Genomic DNA, 15,759 nt, shown 5'->3' with positions numbered 1-15,759 from the left:
GGTCTGCGGGTGGCACAGCTCCGGAAAAGGGGAGGTGGCGGGGGCCGGCGTCGGACGTCCGCCGGCCCCCGCCACCGTGCAGGGATTTACTGCGTGCAGGGATCTACTGGGTGAAGCCCTTGAAGATGTTCGTGAATTCGTAGAGCGACTGCGAGATGCTGCTGCACGTCGGTGAGATGCCGCCACCGGGGCAGGTGCCGTTGTCGCGGCCGACCGACCAGAAGCCGAGCAGGCCGATCTTGTTCGTGTTCGCCCACGCCACCAGCTTGTTCGCGTGCGCCTGGGTGAAGATCTTGCCGTTGAAGTTGCGGCCGATCATCGGGGTCACGCCGAGCAGGCGCTTGAGCTCCGCGTCGGACTTCGCGGGCCAGATGGTCTTCATCTGCTTGAGCGTCGACTCCGCCGCCGCGATCACCGCGTCGCCCCAGTCCGGCCGCGACGTGCCGAACTCCATGGTCATCGGGTTGACCAGGACGGTGAGGCCCTTGGCCGCCGCGTTCTGCAGGATCGACACCGAGTACGGGTCCATGCCGTAGTCGTCGCCCTGGATGCGCATCGTGTAGCTGATCGACGTCCCGCGCTCGGTCTGGAGCTTCTTCAGCGCCGTGTTGACCATGTCGTGCGGGATGGACGCCTCGACGTCGACGTCCAGGTGGTTGCTGCCGACCGCGTCGAGCACCTTCTTGTACGCGGCGAGCAGGGCGTCGGCCGTGGAGCAGGAGTACTCCAGGTACGGGCCGGCCGCGCCGCCGGTCGCCACGATCACGTCGCCGCCGAGCGCCTTCAACGCCTTGACGTCGTTGATGATCCGGCTGTCGTTGAGCGGGATGGTGCCGCCCCACGACGGGTTGCAGCCCGAGCTGTCGGCGAGCGCGAACGCCAGCGTGTACACCTTCTGGCCGGTCGCGCGGGCCATCGACTCCAGCGACGGCGTCGGCATCGTGATGTCCACGTACGGCGCGGACTTGATGCTGCCGGGCGGCGGGGTCGTGGTCGACGTCGACGTCGTGGTGGTCGTGCTGCTCGACGTGGTGGACGTGGTCGTCGTGGTGCTGGTGGACGACGAGGTCGACCACGTCGTGGTGGTGGTCGGGTTCGGCGAGGTGGTGGTGGGCCCGCCGCCGCACGGCTGGCCGTTGAGCTTGCAGTTGGCCGGCAGGCCGGTGCCGCTCGCCAGGAACCCGAACGAGGCTTTCGCGCCCGCCGCGAGCGTGCCGTTGTACTCGCGGTTGGTGAACGTGTGGTGGTTGCCGGAGCTGGCCAGCGTGGCGTCCCAGTAGGAGCCCGGCTTGGTGCCGGCCGGCAGGTCGAACTCCAGCTTCCAGCCGGACAGCGCCGAGCTGCCCGCGGTGATCGTGTACTTGCCCTGGTAGCCGGATCCCCAGGACGAGTCCTGGCTGAACACGGCGGTGGGTGAGGCGGCCGCGCCCGCCGGCGCGACCAGGACGAGGCCCGTGGTCACCGCCGCGGCGACTCCGGCCGCGAGGGCGGCCAGGCTCTTGCGCTTGTTCGACATCGCACTTGCTCCCGTGGCAGGGGGACGGGGTTTGGAAGTGGTGCGGGAGCGCGGGGCGCGGCACGCCCCCACACCACGTCGTGTGCGGTGCCGTCGCAACTGTCAGCACCGACAAGGTGACGGTAGGTGGCCTAGACCACCTCGTCAATGGGTCTAGACCTTTTCAGTTTTGACCGGGCCGGAAACGGGGGTGGGAGACTGTGCCCCGTGGATGACGCACCTTGGCCCGCCGGCGCCGCTACCGGCATCGGTTCCCTGCCCGGCACCGACCCCCTGGAGGCCGCGCGGATCGTCCTGGGCGAGCTGCCCGACCTCCCCCACCTGCCCGAACTTCCCGCGCGCGGGGTCGGCGCGGACATCATCGGGCGCACCGCCGCGCTGCTGGTCGACCTGCCGGTGGAGCTCGTGCCGGCCGGCTACCGGACCGCCGCGCACGTCGGCAAGGACCACCGGCGCGGGGTGGACTTCCTGCGCCGCGACCTCGACGCGTTCGAGGAGGCGGCCGAGGGGCGGGCCCCGAAGACCGTGAAGGTCCAGGCCGCCGGACCGTGGACGCTGACCGCCAACGTCGAGTTGGCGCGCGGCCACCGGGTGCTGACCGACAAGGGCGCGCTGCGCGAGTTCGCGGCGTCGCTGACCGAGGGGCTGGCCCGGCACGCGGCCGAGGTGGCCAAGCGGACCGGCGCGCGGGTGGTCGTGCAGCTCGACGAGCCGACGCTGCCGGCCGTCCTGCGCGGGCTGCTGCCCACGCCCTCGAAGCTCGGCACGGTCGCCGCGGTGCCGGAGCCCGACGCGCGCGCCCTGCTGGCGTCGGTGATCGAGGGGGTCGGCGTCGACGTCGTCGTGCACTGCTGCGCGGCGGAGCCGCCGATCACGTTGCTGCGCGAGGCGGGGGCGAAGGCGATCGCGTTCGACGTGTCCGTTCTGGACGCCGGGCGGTGGGACGAGGTGGGCGAGGCGTGGGAGGAGCGCACGGCGCTGTTCCTCGGGCTCACCCCGAGCCTGGACCCGGGTCGCCCGCCGACCCTGCGCGAGCTGGCGAAGCCGGCGCTGGACCTGGTCGACCGGTTGGGCTTCCCGCGCTCGATCCTGGCCGCGCACGCCCTGCCGACCCCGGCGTGCGGGATGGCCGGCGCGAGCGCGGCGTGGGTGCGCCGGGCGCTGGCGCTGACCCGGGACACCGGCAAGGCGTTCCTGGAGCCGCCCGAGGACTGGTAACCGGTCGGGCCGGCGGCTAGTCTTCCCGGTAATTAGGGAAGTTTCTTTACTTAAGGCCACCGCCGCCGGCCGGAGCGGAGGTTCCATGCGGTTCCCACGTGGGGTGCTGGCGTTCGCCTTGATCGGTTCGGTGGCGGTGACACCCGCCCACGCAGCGCCGGACCCGGACGGGGTGTCGGTCCGGGCCTCGGCCCCGCAGGTGCGGGTCGACCAGGTCGGGTACGGCCGGTCCGAGGCGAAGCAGGCCTACCTGATGGTGCCCTCGGCGGTGTCGGGCAGGTTCACCGTGCTGGACGCGGCCGGCCGGACCGCGCTGACCGGCCAGGTCGGCAAGTCGCTGGGCAGGTGGAGCGCGAAGTTCGGCGCGGTGCACCCGATCGACTTCTCCGCGCTGGACCGGGCGGGCACCTACCGGGTCAAGGCGGGCGGCGCGACGTCCCCGGCGTTCAAGGTCGGCGACGACCTGTTCGCCCCGGTCGCGGCGAACACCGTCGAGTTCTTCCAGGCGCAGCGCGACGGCGCGGACGTCGTCCCGGGCCGGCTGGACCGCAAGCCCGCCCACCTGACCGACCGCAGGGCCACCGTCTACGAGACCCCCGTCTTCCGCGGCGAGGGCGGCGACGAACTGGCCGCGCCGCTGAAGTCGACCGGGACGACCGCCGACGTCGAGGGCGGCTGGTTCGACGCCGGCGACTTCGTGAAGTTCACCCACGCCTCCGCCTACGCGACCGCGTCGCTGCTGATCGCGCAGCGCGACCGGGAGAACCCGGCGCTGGCCGCCGAGACCAGGTTCGGCCTGCGCTGGCTGGACAAGGTCTGGGACGCCGACGCGAAGGTGCTCTACGCGCAGGTCGGCATCGGCACCGGCAGCGCCGAGCACGGCTTCGTCGGCGACCACGACGTGTGGCGGCTGCCCGAGGACGACGACCGGCTCAGCGTCAAGCCGGGCGACGAGAAGTACTTCATCAAGAACCGCCCGGTGTTCCGGGCCAACAAGCCGGGCGAGCAGATCAGCCCGAACCTGGTCGGCCGGGTGAGCGCGTCGTTCGCGCTGGCCGCCCAGGTCGAGGCGCGCCGCGACCCGAAGCTGGCCCGCGACCACCTGGAGCAGGCGGCGTCGCTGTTCGCGCTGGCCAAGACGACCGACGTCGGCGAGCTGGTCTCGGCGTTCCCGCACGCCTACTACCCCGAGGACTCGTGGGCCGACGACCTGGAGTTCGGCGCCACCCAGCTTGCGCTGGCCGGCAAGGCGCTGGGCGACTCGCGCGCGACCGGCTGGGCCAGGGCCGCCACCCACTGGGCGAAGGTCTACCTGGCCAGTGGTGACGCCGACACGCTCAACGTCTACAACACCAGCGCGCTGGGCCACTACGACCTGGTGAAGCTGCTGCGCGCGGGCATCCCGGGCGCGGAGGTGACCGAGGCGCAGGTGGTCGGCGACCTGCGCCGCCAGCTCCAGACCGGTGTGGACAGCGCGGCGCGCAGCCCGTTCCGCACGGCGGCGGACGTCGCGGCGTTCGACGCGGCCACCCGCAGCTTCGGGTTCGCCGCGACCGCGCGGCTGTTCCGCGACCTGACCGGCGACAAGTCGTTCGACGCGTTCGGCGTGCGGCAGCGCAACTTCACGCTCGGCGCGAACGCGTGGGGCACCACGCTCGTGGTCGGGGTGGGCAGCAAGTTCCCGCAGTGCCCGCACCACCAGGCCGCGAACCTCTCCGGCGACCCCAACGGCGGCAAGCGCGTGCTGGTCGGCGCGGTGATCAACGGGCCGAACGCCGCCGCGCTGTTCGCCGACCTCGGCGAGATGCCGCCGGGCGCGATCGCGTGCGCCAAGCCGTACACGAAGGAGTTCGACTCGTCGGCGTCGCGGTTCGTCGACGAGCTGACCTCGTGGCCCAGTTCGGAGCCGGCGATCGACTTCACCGCCACGGCGGCGGTCGCGTTCGCCCTGTCCTAGCCGCGGGTCCGGGAGGGCTCCCGCCGCGCCTGGCGGGAGCCCTCCCGCGCGTCACCGCCGGCGCGCCACGGCTCGCGTGTCACCGCCACGGTTCGCGCGTCACCGCCGGTGTGTCGTCAGAGGCGTGTCGTCACAGGCGTTCGAAGGGCTCGGCGTACCGGAACGTGCCGCGCTGGTTGGGGCGGTAGGCGTGCAGGGTGCGGACCTGGAAGTGCGGGGCCCACTCCGGGTTCGGCGGTTCGACGCCGTGCTCTGCGGCGAGCCGGAAGCCGAACCGGGAGTAGTAGGCGGGGTCGCCGAGCAGGGCGACGAGCGGTTCGCCGAGCGCGTCGGCCGCGCCGAGCACGGCGTGCACCAGGGCTTTGCCGACGCCGCGCCGCTGGTGGTCGGGGTGCACGCTCAACGGCCCGAGCCCGAGCGCCGGCCCGTCGTTGAGCGCGGCCCGCGTGCACACCACGTGCCCGATGATCGCGCCCTCGGGCGATTCGGCGACCAGGGACAGCTCCGGGATCCAGCCGGTGTCGGCGCGCAGCTCGGTGACCAGCCACGCCTCACCGCCGGGGTCGGCCGCGAAGGCCGCGTCGGTGATCGCGGTGATGGCGTGGACGTCGTCGGGGGTCTCGCGTCGGATGAGCACGGCGGCGAGCCTACGACGTGGTGAGGTGCACGCCCGCCGGCATCCGGGCCCCGCGCAGGAAGCTCAGCAGCACGCTCTGGAACGCCCGCGCGGCGGTGGTCGGCGCGACGTCCGTCCGGTGCGCCAGACCGACCGTGCGGCTGGTGCCGGGCGCGAGCGGCGTGCCGTGCAGCGACCGGGTGGCCAGCACGGTGCTGGGCACGATCGCCACCCCCAGGCCGACTTCGACGAACCGCAGCACGGCGTCCATCTCGCCGCCCTCCACCGCGAACTGCGGCTCGAACCCGGCGCGCCGGCACGCGGCGAGCGTGGTCTCGCGCAGGTCGTAGCCGGGCCGGAACATCACCAGCGGGTGGTCGGCGAGGTCGGGCAGGCGCAGCCGGGGCACACCGAGCGGTTCGGCGGAGGCGACGACGAGTTCCTCGCGCAGGACGGGCTGGACGGTCAGCGCCCGGTTGGCGTCGGCGGGCGAGACGATGACCAGCGCCAGGTCGAGGTCGCCCGCCTCCAGCGCGGCCACCAGGTCCCGCGACCCGCTCTCGGTGACCGACACCCGGATGCCCGGGTAGGCGTCGTGGTAGCGCTTGATGACGTCGGCGAACAGGCTCCCGCACAGGCTGGGCGTCGCGCCGACCCGGACCCGGCCCCGGCGCAGCCCGACCAGCTCGGCGACCTCCAGCCGGGCGGTGTCCACATCGGACAGGATCCGGTTGGCGACGGGCAGCAGCGCCTCGCCGGCGGGGGTGAGCGTGATGTTGCCGCGCGCCCGGCTGAACAGCTCCGCGCCGAGCTCCTTCTCCAGCGCGTGGATCTGCTTGGACAGTGAGGGCTGCGCCACACGGACTTCCTCGGCGGCCTTGGTGAAGTGCCGCGTCCGGGCCACTGCCAGGAAGTATGCGAGCTGCTGGAGCGTCATAGCCTCAGGCTATCGTCAAGTAGCTCACGATGTATTGGACGACTTGTCGCGTGGGTTCCTAGCGTCGACGGCGTGGACACGATCCGGCTCTACCGCAGCACGATCGGCAAGAAGGCCGTCATGGCGGTCACCGGGGGCGTGCTGTTCCTCTACGTCATCGTGCACATGCTCGGGAACCTGTCGATCTTCGCCGGGCCGGGCACGCTCGACGCGTACGGCAAGTTCCTGCGCGACATCGGGGCTGTCTGGCCGGTACGGGCCGCGCTGCTGGCGTGCGTCGTCCTGCACTTCGTCGCCGCCTACCAGTTGACCGCGCGGGCCCGCAAAGCCCGTGGCCGCTACGAGCACCGGCGGGTCGTCCAGGGCTCTTACGCGGCGCGCACGATGCGGTGGGGCGGCGTGATCATCGGCCTGTTCGTGGTCTACCACCTGCTGGACCTCACGGTCGGGTGGCTCAACCCGAACGGCGTGCACGGCGCGATCCACGCCAACGTCGTCGCCGACTTCCAGCACTGGTACGTGGTGCTGGCCTACGCGGTCGCCGTGCTCGCGCTGGGTTTCCACATCCGGCACGGGGTGTGGAGCGCGACCCAGACGCTGGGCGTGACCACCTCACGGGTGGTGGGCCTGGCCGCGGCCGTCGTGGTCTGCGGCGGCTTCCTCTCCGTTCCCTTCGCCGTCTTCACCGGATTGGTGAGCTGACATGCCGTCTGACCTCCCGCTCTACACCGAGGGCGACCCGATCTCCGACCAGCGCGTGCCGGTCGGCCCGATCGAGTCCCGCTGGGACCGCCGCCGGTTCTCCGCGCGGCTGGTGAACCCGGCCAACCGCCGCAACCGCAGCGTGATCGTCGTGGGCACCGGCCTGGCCGGCGGTGCGGCCGCCGCGACCCTGGGCGAACTGGGCTACCGGGTCACGTCGTTCTGCTACCAGGACAGCCCGCGCCGCGCGCACAGCATCGCCGCGCAGGGCGGGATCAACGCCGCCAAGAACTACCGCAACGACGGCGACAGCGTGCACCGCCTGTTCTACGACACGGTCAAGGGCGGTGATTTCCGCGCCCGCGAGTCGAACGTGCACCGGTTGGCGCAGGTCAGCGTCGAGATCATCGACCAGTGCGTGGCGCAGGGCGTGCCGTTCGCCCGCGAGTACGGCGGCCTGCTGGACACCAGGTCCTTCGGCGGGGCGCAGGTCTCCCGCACGTTCTACGCCCGCGGCCAGACCGGGCAGCAACTCCTGCTGGGCGCCTACCAGGCGCTGGAACGCCAGATCGGCGCCGGCCGGGTGGAGATGCACCCGCGCACGGAGATGCTGGACCTGCTCGTGGTGGACGGCCGGGCGCGCGGCGTCGTGGTGCGCGACCTGGTCACCGGCGAGGTGTCGACGCACTTCGCCGACGCCGTCGTGCTCGCGACCGGCGGCTACGGCAACGTGTTCCACCTGTCAACCAACGCCAAGGGCTGCAACACGACCGCGATCTGGCGGGCGCACCGCCGGGGCGCGCTGTTCGCGAACCCGTGCTTCACCCAGATCCACCCGACGTGCATCCCGATCAGCGGCGACCACCAGTCGAAGCTGACGTTGATGAGCGAGTCGCTGCGCAACGACGGCCGCGTGTGGGTGCCGAAGAACGCGCAGGACACGCGCACCCCCAACGACATCCCGGAAGGCGAACGCGACTACTTCCTGGAGCGCATGTACCCGGCGTTCGGCAACCTCGTGCCGCGCGACATCGCGTCCCGTGCGGCGAAGAACATCTCCGACGAGAAACGCGGCGTGTACCTCGATTTCGCCGACGCCATCGCACGTCTGGGCGCGCACGCCGTGCAGGAGCGCTACGGCAACCTGTTCGAGATGTACGAGCGCATCACCGGCGACGACCCGTACCGGGTGCCGATGCGCATCTACCCGGCCGTGCACTACACGATGGGCGGCCTGTGGGTCGACTACGACCTGCGCTCCAACATCCCCGGCCTGTACGTGATCGGCGAGGCGAACTTCTCCGACCACGGCGCGAACCGGTTGGGCGCGAGCGCGCTCATGCAGGGCCTGGCGGACGGCTACTTCGTGCTGCCCGGCGTGATCGGCGACTACCTGGCCGACGCGCCCTTCGAACCACTCACCCAGGACCACCCGGCCGTGGCGGACACCGTGTCCGAGGTGCGCGGCCGGGTGAAGACCCTGCTCGCGGTGGACGGCGACCGCACGGTCGAGTCGTTCCACCGCGAGCTGGGGCGGCTGATGTGGGACGAGTGCGGCATGGAGCGCGACGAGGCCGGGCTGCGCAAGGCACTGGACCGGATCCCGGAGCTGCGCGAGGAGTTCTGGCAGCGGGTCAAGGTGCCCGGCACCGGCGCGCGGCTCAACCAGGAGCTGGAGAAGGCTGGCCGGGTCGCGGACTTCTTCGAGCTGTCCGAGCTGATGTGCGTGGACGCGCTGCACCGCGAGGAGTCCTGCGGCGGCCACTTCCGGACCGAGTCGCAGACCCCCGACGGCGAGGCGCGGCGCGACGACGCCCGGTTCTCCTACGTCGCCGCGTGGCAGTGGACCGGAGCCGAACCCGTGCTGCACAAGGAAGACCTCGTTTTCGAGCACGTCCAGCCGAGCACCCGGAGCTACGCGTGAAACTCACCTTGCGGATCTGGCGGCAGAGCGGCGCGACCGGGCGGCTGGTGGAGTACCCGCTCGACGGCCTGTCGGCGGACATGTCGTTCCTCGAAGCGCTCGACGTCCTCAACGAGCGGCTCGTGCTCGCCGGCGAGGAGCCGGTGGCGTTCGACCACGACTGCCGCGAGGGCATCTGCGGCATGTGCGGCGTGATGATCAACGGCGTCGCGCACGGCCCGCAGAAGGCGACCACCGCCTGCCAACTGCACCTGCGCAGCTTCGACGACGGCGACGTGCTGACCGTGGAGCCCTGGCGGGCCGACCCGTTCCCGGTGGTGCGCGACCTCGTGGTCGACCGGGGCGCGTTCGACCGGATCGTGGCCGCCGGCGGGTACGTCGGGGTGTCCGCGGGCAGCGCGCCCGACGCGCACGCCACGCCCGTGCCGAAACCGGACGCCGACACGGCGTTCGAGGCGGCGGCGTGCATCGGGTGCGGCGCGTGCGTCGCGGCGTGCCCCAACGGGTCGGCGATGCTGTTCACCGCCGCGAAGGCCACCCACCTGGGCGTGCTGCCGCAGGGCCAACCCGAGCGGTACTCGCGGGCGCGGGACATGGTGGCCGAGCACGACGCGCTCGGGTTCGGCGGCTGCACCAACACCGGCGAGTGCACCCCGGCGTGCCCCAAGGGGATCCCGCTGACCACGATCGCCCGGCTCAACGCCGACCTGCTGCGCGCTCACACCACGCGCAGCGACAGGTAGCCCACCGAGCACACCAGGACGGTCGCCAGCAGCCCGAGCAGCAGGGCGCGCGGTCCGGTCGCGAGCAGCGCGCGCGGCCGGACCGCCGTGCCCAGCCCGAACATCGCCGCCGCGAACAGCACGGTCGTCACGGTCGTGGTGCCGTCGAGGAACCCGGCGGGCAGCACGCCGGTCGACCGCACCGCGACCATCGCCAGGAACCCGACCAGGAACAGCGGCACCACCGGCCCGCGCTGCCGGCTCACCCCGGCCACGATCGGCGCGAGCAGCACCACCCGGCTCAGCTTCACCGCCATCGCGGTCGCCATCCCGGACGCGGGCGCGGCGGCGGCGACCTGCGCCACCTCGTGCACGCTCAACCCGATCCACTCCGGCGACGCGCCCAGCAGCGGCAGCACGACCATCGTCAGCGTCCCGAACAGCGTGACCAGCGCGACGCTCGTGGCCACGTGCTCCTCGTCGCGCTCGGTCGACACCGCCGCGATGGCCGACGCCCCGCAGATCGAGAACCCGCTGGCCACCAGCAACGTCAACCCGCGCGGCAGCCGCAACCACCTGCCCAGCCACAGCGTGCCGAAGAACGTGACGCCGACCGTGACCACGGCCGCGACCAGGATTCCCGGCCCGAGGTCAAGCAGCTGCGGCAGCGACAGCTGGAGGCCGAGCAGCACCACCCCCGCGCGCAGCAGCTTGCGGGTGGGCGGCGCCAGGTCCGGCAACCGGCCACCCACCAGGACACCCAGCACGAGCGCGGCGATCAGCACCCCACCACGGTCGGCGCGCCGGGCCCGCCCCGGTAGCCGCAACCCGGCGATGAAGTCATACCCTCAGGCTATGACCGAGCCGCCGGACCTGGCGTCGCTGCGCCTGTTGGTGCTCGTCGGGGAGCTGGGCAGCCTGGGGCGCGCCGCGCAGGAGCTCGGCGTGGCGCAGCCCTCCGCGAGCAAGCGACTGTCCACCCTGGAACGCCGGCTCGGGCTGGTCCTGGTCGACCGGGGCCGGCGCGGCTCGGCGCTCACCCCGGCGGGCGTGGTGGTGACCGAACGGGCCCGGCGGGTCCTGGACGAGGTGGCCGGGCTGCTCGCGGGCGCGGACGCGCTGCGCGCCGAACGCGACGCCGGGCTGCGCGTCGCGGCCAGCATGACCGTCGCCGAGCACCTCGCCCCGGTCTGGATCGGCGAACTCCGCCGCACCCGCCCCGACCTGCACGTCGGCCTGCGCGTGACGAACTCCGAGACCGTGCTGCGGCTGCTGCGCGAGGGCGCGGCCGACCTCGGGTTCGTCGAAGCGCCCGGCGCGGTGCGCGGCCTGTCCACCCGCAAGGTCGCGGTCGACCGGCTGGCCGTCGTCGTGCCGCCCGGCCACCGCTGGGCCACGCGCCCGGTGAGCGTCACCGAACTCGCCGCCACCCCGCTCGTGGTGCGCGAACGCGGCTCCGGCACCCGTGACACGCTCGACAAGGCGCTGCCCGGCGCGGTGCCGCCCGCGCTCGAACTGGGTTCCACCACGGCCGTGCGCGGCGCGGTCGTGGCCGGCGTCGCGCCCGCCGTGCTGTCCGTGCTCGCGGTCGCGCTCGACCTGGCCGACGGGCGACTGGTCGAGGTGCCGGTGGCCGGGCTGGACCTGCGGCGCGTGCTGCGGGCCGTGTGGGCGGGCGGCCGGCGGCTGGTGGGACCTGCCGCGGAACTCCTCGCGGTCGCCGTCCGGCGTAGTTAAATGAAGCCATGAGCTGGTTCCGCCGCCGCACCGAACCCGAGACCCCGCCCGTGCACCTGCCCAACCCGGCCGAGGCCGCGGCGGCGTTCTGGCGCGGCTGGCTCGACCTGCTGCCCGAGATCAGCGCGGCGCTGGGCGACGGCGAACCGCACCGGCTGGAGAACGAGCTGTGCGACCTGGTCGCCGCGCTGCACCCGGACCTGCACTTCTCGCTGGAACGCGGGCACCGCGCGATCTACGCCCTGGTCGTCAGCGGCCAGGAGGACCCGAGGCTGCGCCCCTACACGGACGCGTGGGCCGCCGCCGCGCCGCCGGAGGACATGATCTGGGAGTACCACGACTCGGTGCCGCCGGTGCCCGACCCGACCCTGGTGACGGTCAACCTGGGCCCGAAGGCGGTGCGGCTGGCCGACGTCCGGGTGGTCGCGCAGGTCACCGACGGCCTGGTCGACGTGGCCGTGTTCCACCCGCTGTTCGCCGACCTCGACGACACCCAGCGGCGCACCATGACGTTCCTGCCGCTGGACGTCACGCTCGGCGAGCGGCTGGCCGCCGAGCGCCTGGGCCGCGTCGAGACCGCGTCGGCCGCACCCGAGGGCACGATCGGCCTGCTGGAGCTGCGCGACCTGGTCCACGCCCTGGCCGACCCGCCCGCTTGAGCCGCCGTCGACCTGAGCGGTCGGCTTGAGCGGCCGGCCTGTGCGGTCGGCATGAGCGTCAGCTTGTGCGGTCGGCCTGAGCGGTCAGCTTGAGCGGGCCGTCCCGGGCGACACCCCGAACGTCCGCTTGTAGGCGCGGCTGAACGAGGCCTCGGACTGGTAGCCGAACCGGTGCGCGACCGCGCCCACCGTCTCCGTGGTGTGCCGCAGGTGTTCCTGCGCCTGCTGCATCCGCCACCGGGTCAGGTAGCGCATGGCCGGTTCGCCCACCAGCTCGGTGAACCGGCCCGCGAACACCGACCGCGACATGCCCGCCTCGCGGGCCAGCCCGGCGACTGTCCACTCCCGTTCCGGGAACCGGTGCAGCGCGGTCAACGCCCGCCCCACGTGCACGTCGCGCAGCGCCGCCAACCACCCCACCCGGGCTTCGGCCGCGGTGTCCAGCCACGTCCGGATCGCCTGCACCACCAGCACGTCGGCCAGCCGGGTGATCACCGTCTCGCCGCCCGCCCGGGGCTCGGCGGCCTCCCGCGCGATGAGCCGCAGCGTGCTGTGCAGCCAGTCGTCGTCCCACGCGTCCACCCGCAGCACCAGCGGCAACTGCGCCACCAGGCGCTTGGCCGCCACGTGGTCGAACCGCACCACCCCGTAGGTGACCTGGGCCGCCGTGCCGCCCCCGCCGTGCCGCAGCACCTCGTACCGGTCGCCGATGCGCTCCACCGGCAGCCCGAACAGCTCCGCCACCGGCACCCCGGCGGCGCTGCGCACCCGGTGCGGCGTGCCGTGGGGTATCAGCACCAGGTTCCCCGGCCCCAACGTCAGCGGCGCGGCCCCGTCCACCTCCCACGAGCACGTGCCGGCCGTGACGATCCCGAACGTCATGAACCCGTCCAGCGCGGGCACCGAGATGCCCCACGGCGCGGTCAGCTCGGCCCGGCAGTACAACGTCCCGGTGAGCCGCAACAGGTGCAGCGCCTCGCCGAGCTGGTCCTGCGACGGCGGGAAGGGACGCGTCATGCGGCGATGCTCGCACCGGCCGCGCCACACCGTCCACGGTGGAGGACGAACGGCAACGAACCCCGGCGCACCGGCCATGGCCCGGCGCGGCGCCGGGTTCCGAGACTGGGCGGCATGCACAAGGCGATCCTCATCCTGGCCGGTCTGGCACTGGCCGTCGTCGGCGCGGCGACCCTGTTCGCCCCCGCCGCGTTCCACGCCCTCAACGGCACCGAACTGGGCGACTCGGCGGCCCTGCTCAGCGAGATCAGGGCATCCGGCGGCGCGCTGCTGGCCACCGGCGTGCTGGTCGTGGCGGGCGCGTTCGCACCCCGCCTGACCGCCACCGCCGCGCTGGTCGGCACGATCCTGCACCTGTCCTACGGGCTGTCCCGGGTGCTCGGCCTCGCCCTCGACGGCCTCCCGCCCGCGAGCCTGCTCGCCGCCGCGGTGGCCGAGGTCCTGCTCGGCCTGGCGTGCCTGCGCGTGCTCGGGTCACGTCCCGCCTGACCCCTCGCGCGGCCGGCCGGCACCGGCCGCGAGCGTCCCCCTCGGTCAGACTGGCCACGCCCCGCACAGCCCGACACCCGGCGGACCCGCACAGTTGCGGATCGCTCACGTGCGGAAACGGCGCGCGCCTTGATCGAACGCCGTCCGGCGGGTTTGGCTGGGGACACCAGAGCGGGAGGGGAAGCAGATGGCCGATGTGGTGGTGAGGCCCGCGCGCGAGGACGAGTGGGCGGCGGCCGGTGCGATCACGGTGGAGGCCTACGCCGTCGACCGGTACATCGACGGCCACAGCGGCGGCTACGCCGACCAGCTCGCCGACACCCGGGCCCGTGCGCGGCAGGCGGAGCTCCTGGTCGCCGTGGACGTGGCGGACACCCTGCTGGGCACCGTCACCATCGCCCTGCCCGGCACCCCGTACGCGGAGGTCAGCCGGTCCGGCGAGGTGGAGTTCCGGATGCTCGCGGTCAGCCCCGGCGCGCGCGGCCGCGGCGTGGGCGAGGCGCTGGTCCGGGCGGTGATCGCGCGGGCCCGCGAGGTCGGCGCGCGGCGGGTGGTGCTCAGCAGCGCGGAAACCATGACCACCGCCCACCGGCTCTACCGGCGGCTGGGGTTCCAGCGGTTCCCGGAGCGCGACTGGAACCCGGTGCCCGGCGTCCAGCTGATCGCCTACGCGTTCAGCCTAGAACTGGCCTGACCTGCCCGGACGCCCGACGGACAGCCGTCCGGCGGGCGCTGGACCGGCACGCGCCTGAACGGGTCGGCGACTCGCGGCCCCACCCGGCGCGTGCGAGGCTGGTCGACGTGCTCCAGGCCTGCCTGAACGGTGCCCGCGCCACCGACAGCCACCCGGCGCTGCCGGTGACGCCGCGGCAGCTGGCCGCCGACGCCGCCGCGCTGGTCGCGCTCGGCGTCACCCACTTCCACCTGCACCCGCGCGACGTGGTCGGGCTGGAGGTGCTGGCCGGCCCCGAGGTGGCGACCGCGGTCGCCGTGGTCCGGGCCGCCGCGCCGCACGCCGAACTGGGCGTCACGACCGCCGCGTGGATCCAGCCGGACCCGGTGCGCCGCGCGGAACTGCTGCGCGGCTGGGCCGGACTGGCCGCCGGCCGCCCCGACGTGGCCTCGGTGAACGTCCACGAGGACGGCTGGCTCGACGCGGCCCACGCGCTGCGGGACGCGGGCGTCGGCATCGAGCTGGGGGTGTTCCACGAGGACGCCGCCCACGCCCTGCGCCGCGCGGGCGTCCCGGACGGCACGACCCGGATCCTGGCCGAGGTCCGGCCGGGCGGCACGACCGCCGACGCCGAGGCGCTGCTGCGCCTGCTCGAACCGCTCGGCCCGCCGATCCTGCTGCACGGCGAGGACGACAGCGCGTGGCCGGTGCTCGACCACGCCGCCCGCCTCGAACTCGACACCCGGATCGGCCTGGAGGACACCCTGCTCAACCCGGACGGCGACCGGACCCGCGACAACGCCCAGCTCGTCGGCTACGCGCAGCGCGCCATCCGGGCCAACGCCGTCCGCTGACCCGCCCGTCCCGCCCGCTCGATGCCGCTAGTCGGGCAGCACGACGGACACGATGCCCGCCAGGTGCGCGAGCCGCGCGACCTCCGCCGCCCGGAACATCGGCCCGCCCGGACGCCCCACCAGCAGCACCCGGTCGGGCTTGCCCAGCGGCGTCGCCGCCAGCTCGGTGCCCAGCTCGCGCCACGTCTCGGGCACCCAGTCCTCCTCGCCGTCGAGCACGGTCGCCCGCGCCAGCGGCATCCACGGCGGGTTCGTCATCCGGGTCTCCGGGGCCGCGGTCGACGCGGTGACCCGGTGCACGCCGGCGCTGTCGGACCGCACCACCACCGCCCACCCGGCGCGGATGATCTTCGGCACGCCCTCGGTGAACACCTCCAGGCCGCGCTTGGGCTCCTCCGCCACCTCCTCCACGAGCTCCAGCTCGCGGTGGGTGTCGAGCACGCCCGCGTACGGCCGGACCGCGTCCACCTCGACCCCGTCGACGGACTCGGCCGCGGTGATCAGCACGTCCGGCAGCCGGCCGGACGGCAGCTCCACCACCAGGTCGTCGATGGCGACGCCGACGCTGCGCTCCACCACGTCCACGCTGAGGATGTCGGCCCCGATCTCACCCAGCGCGGAGGCGACCGCACCCAGGGCGCCGGGGCGGTCCGGGAGCTGGACCCGGATCAGGAAGGACACGGTGCAACGCCTCCAAGGGGTTCGGAGATTCGGCCGATGATTCTCGCAGACGCAGCT

16 protein-coding genes are annotated in these 15,759 nt (G+C 73.5%); 10 read left to right on the top strand and 6 right to left on the bottom strand.

Annotated features, from left to right (window positions below; all coding sequences use genetic code 11):
- Nucleotides 1-103: 103 nt before the first annotated feature.
- Complete coding sequence (locus BN6_RS34960; protein ID WP_015104584.1) at nucleotides 104-1,516, bottom strand: cellulose binding domain-containing protein; 1,413 nt, start codon at nucleotides 1,514-1,516, stop codon at nucleotides 104-106.
- Nucleotides 1,517-1,723: 207 nt separating this feature from the next.
- Here BN6_RS34960 and BN6_RS34955 point away from each other — a divergent pair, with 207 nt between their 5' ends.
- Both BN6_RS34955 and BN6_RS34950 read left to right on the top strand, forming a co-directional pair.
- Nucleotides 1,724-2,734, top strand: a complete 1,011-nt coding sequence (locus BN6_RS34955) for a methionine synthase (RefSeq protein WP_015104583.1) — start codon at nucleotides 1,724-1,726, stop codon at nucleotides 2,732-2,734.
- Nucleotides 2,735-2,819: 85 nt separating this feature from the next.
- The gene (locus tag BN6_RS34950) at nucleotides 2,820-4,691 is read left to right on the top strand and encodes a glycoside hydrolase family 9 protein (protein ID WP_015104582.1); all 1,872 of its coding nucleotides are present in this window, start codon (nucleotides 2,820-2,822) and stop codon (nucleotides 4,689-4,691) included.
- 130 nt (nucleotides 4,692-4,821) lie between these two features.
- Here BN6_RS34950 and BN6_RS34945 read toward each other — a convergent pair whose 3' ends face one another.
- Both BN6_RS34945 and BN6_RS34940 read right to left on the bottom strand, forming a co-directional pair.
- Entirely contained in the window at nucleotides 4,822-5,328 is a 507-nt protein-coding gene (locus BN6_RS34945; RefSeq protein ID WP_015104581.1) for a GNAT family N-acetyltransferase, read from the bottom strand.
- A gap of 10 nt (nucleotides 5,329-5,338) precedes the next feature.
- Nucleotides 5,339-6,244, bottom strand: a complete 906-nt coding sequence (locus BN6_RS34940) for a LysR family transcriptional regulator (RefSeq protein WP_015104580.1) — start codon at nucleotides 6,242-6,244, stop codon at nucleotides 5,339-5,341.
- Between the two features lie 72 nt (nucleotides 6,245-6,316).
- On the opposite strand from BN6_RS34940, the gene BN6_RS34935 reads away from it, so the two are divergent.
- The 3 genes from BN6_RS34935 to BN6_RS34925 are packed head-to-tail and all read left to right on the top strand — an operon-like array spanning nucleotide 6,317 to nucleotide 9,613.
- Nucleotides 6,317-6,946: a succinate dehydrogenase cytochrome b subunit gene (locus tag BN6_RS34935; RefSeq protein WP_041315178.1), complete on the top strand. Its 630-nt coding sequence runs from the start codon at nucleotides 6,317-6,319 to the stop codon at nucleotides 6,944-6,946.
- 1 nt (nucleotide 6,947) lies between these two features.
- Nucleotides 6,948-8,870, top strand: coding sequence for a fumarate reductase/succinate dehydrogenase flavoprotein subunit (locus BN6_RS34930; protein WP_015104578.1), 1,923 nt, complete (start codon nucleotides 6,948-6,950; stop codon nucleotides 8,868-8,870).
- The gene (locus BN6_RS34925; RefSeq protein ID WP_015104577.1) at nucleotides 8,867-9,613 is read left to right on the top strand and encodes a succinate dehydrogenase/fumarate reductase iron-sulfur subunit; all 747 of its coding nucleotides are present in this window, start codon (nucleotides 8,867-8,869) and stop codon (nucleotides 9,611-9,613) included. Before BN6_RS34930 ends, BN6_RS34925 begins: the two co-directional genes overlap by 4 nt.
- On the opposite strand, the gene BN6_RS34920 is transcribed toward BN6_RS34925, so the two are convergent.
- Entirely contained in the window at nucleotides 9,589-10,428 is an 840-nt protein-coding gene (locus BN6_RS34920) for a YeiH family protein (RefSeq protein ID WP_148303142.1), read from the bottom strand. The genes BN6_RS34925 and BN6_RS34920 overlap by 25 nt on opposite strands.
- Nucleotides 10,429-10,447: 19 nt before the next feature.
- On the opposite strand from BN6_RS34920, the gene BN6_RS34915 reads away from it, so the two are divergent.
- The gene (locus BN6_RS34915) at nucleotides 10,448-11,329 is read left to right on the top strand and encodes a LysR family transcriptional regulator (RefSeq protein WP_041315174.1); all 882 of its coding nucleotides are present in this window, start codon (nucleotides 10,448-10,450) and stop codon (nucleotides 11,327-11,329) included.
- An 8-nt stretch (nucleotides 11,330-11,337) separates the two neighbouring features.
- Nucleotides 11,338-11,988, top strand: coding sequence for a hypothetical protein (locus BN6_RS34910; RefSeq protein ID WP_015104574.1), 651 nt, complete (start codon nucleotides 11,338-11,340; stop codon nucleotides 11,986-11,988).
- A gap of 84 nt (nucleotides 11,989-12,072) precedes the next feature.
- Here BN6_RS34910 and BN6_RS34905 read toward each other — a convergent pair whose 3' ends face one another.
- Nucleotides 12,073-13,005 (bottom strand): AraC family transcriptional regulator, encoded by a 933-nt coding sequence (locus BN6_RS34905; RefSeq protein WP_041315171.1) that lies wholly within the window; start codon nucleotides 13,003-13,005, stop codon nucleotides 12,073-12,075.
- Between the two features lie 114 nt (nucleotides 13,006-13,119).
- Here BN6_RS34905 and BN6_RS34900 point away from each other — a divergent pair, with 114 nt between their 5' ends.
- From BN6_RS34900 to BN6_RS34890, 3 genes are all read left to right on the top strand, one after another.
- Nucleotides 13,120-13,494: a DUF4345 domain-containing protein gene (locus BN6_RS34900; RefSeq protein ID WP_041315168.1), complete on the top strand. Its 375-nt coding sequence runs from the start codon at nucleotides 13,120-13,122 to the stop codon at nucleotides 13,492-13,494.
- A gap of 187 nt (nucleotides 13,495-13,681) precedes the next feature.
- Nucleotides 13,682-14,188 carry a GNAT family N-acetyltransferase gene (locus BN6_RS34895; RefSeq protein WP_015104572.1) on the top strand — a complete coding sequence of 169 codons (507 nt, stop codon included), beginning with the start codon at nucleotides 13,682-13,684 and terminating at the stop codon, nucleotides 14,186-14,188.
- 107 nt (nucleotides 14,189-14,295) lie between these two features.
- Entirely contained in the window at nucleotides 14,296-15,021 is a 726-nt protein-coding gene (locus BN6_RS34890) for a 3-keto-5-aminohexanoate cleavage protein (protein ID WP_015104571.1), read from the top strand.
- 27 nt (nucleotides 15,022-15,048) lie between these two features.
- On the opposite strand, the gene BN6_RS34885 is transcribed toward BN6_RS34890, so the two are convergent.
- The gene (locus BN6_RS34885; RefSeq protein ID WP_041315165.1) at nucleotides 15,049-15,702 is read right to left on the bottom strand and encodes an ACT domain-containing protein; all 654 of its coding nucleotides are present in this window, start codon (nucleotides 15,700-15,702) and stop codon (nucleotides 15,049-15,051) included.
- Nucleotides 15,703-15,759 lie beyond the last annotated feature (57 nt).

The organism is Saccharothrix espanaensis DSM 44229 (assembly GCF_000328705.1).
Taxonomy (GTDB): domain Bacteria; phylum Actinomycetota; class Actinomycetes; order Mycobacteriales; family Pseudonocardiaceae; genus Actinosynnema; species Actinosynnema espanaense.
Note: the sequence above shows the minus strand (reverse complement) of the source record. Positions and strands in the feature narration are given on the sequence as shown.

Bases quoted from the DNA above. Each gene is read 5' to 3' on its own strand.
- BN6_RS34960 (WP_015104584.1), bottom strand. From the start codon at position 1,516: ATGTCGAACAAGCGCAAGAGCCTGGCCGCCCTCGCGGCCGGAGTCGCC.
- BN6_RS34950 (WP_015104582.1), top strand. From the start codon at position 2,820: ATGCGGTTCCCACGTGGGGTGCTGGCGTTCGCCTTGATCGGTTCGGTG.
- BN6_RS34940 (WP_015104580.1), bottom strand. From the start codon at position 6,244: ATGACGCTCCAGCAGCTCGCATACTTCCTGGCAGTGGCCCGGACGCGG.
- BN6_RS34930 (WP_015104578.1), top strand. From the start codon at position 6,948: ATGCCGTCTGACCTCCCGCTCTACACCGAGGGCGACCCGATCTCCGAC.
- BN6_RS34915 (WP_041315174.1), top strand. From the start codon at position 10,448: ATGACCGAGCCGCCGGACCTGGCGTCGCTGCGCCTGTTGGTGCTCGTC.
- BN6_RS34910 (WP_015104574.1), top strand. From the start codon at position 11,338: ATGAGCTGGTTCCGCCGCCGCACCGAACCCGAGACCCCGCCCGTGCAC.
- BN6_RS34905 (WP_041315171.1), bottom strand. From the start codon at position 13,005: ATGACGCGTCCCTTCCCGCCGTCGCAGGACCAGCTCGGCGAGGCGCTG.
- BN6_RS34900 (WP_041315168.1), top strand. From the start codon at position 13,120: ATGCACAAGGCGATCCTCATCCTGGCCGGTCTGGCACTGGCCGTCGTC.
- BN6_RS34895 (WP_015104572.1), top strand. From the start codon at position 13,682: ATGGCCGATGTGGTGGTGAGGCCCGCGCGCGAGGACGAGTGGGCGGCG.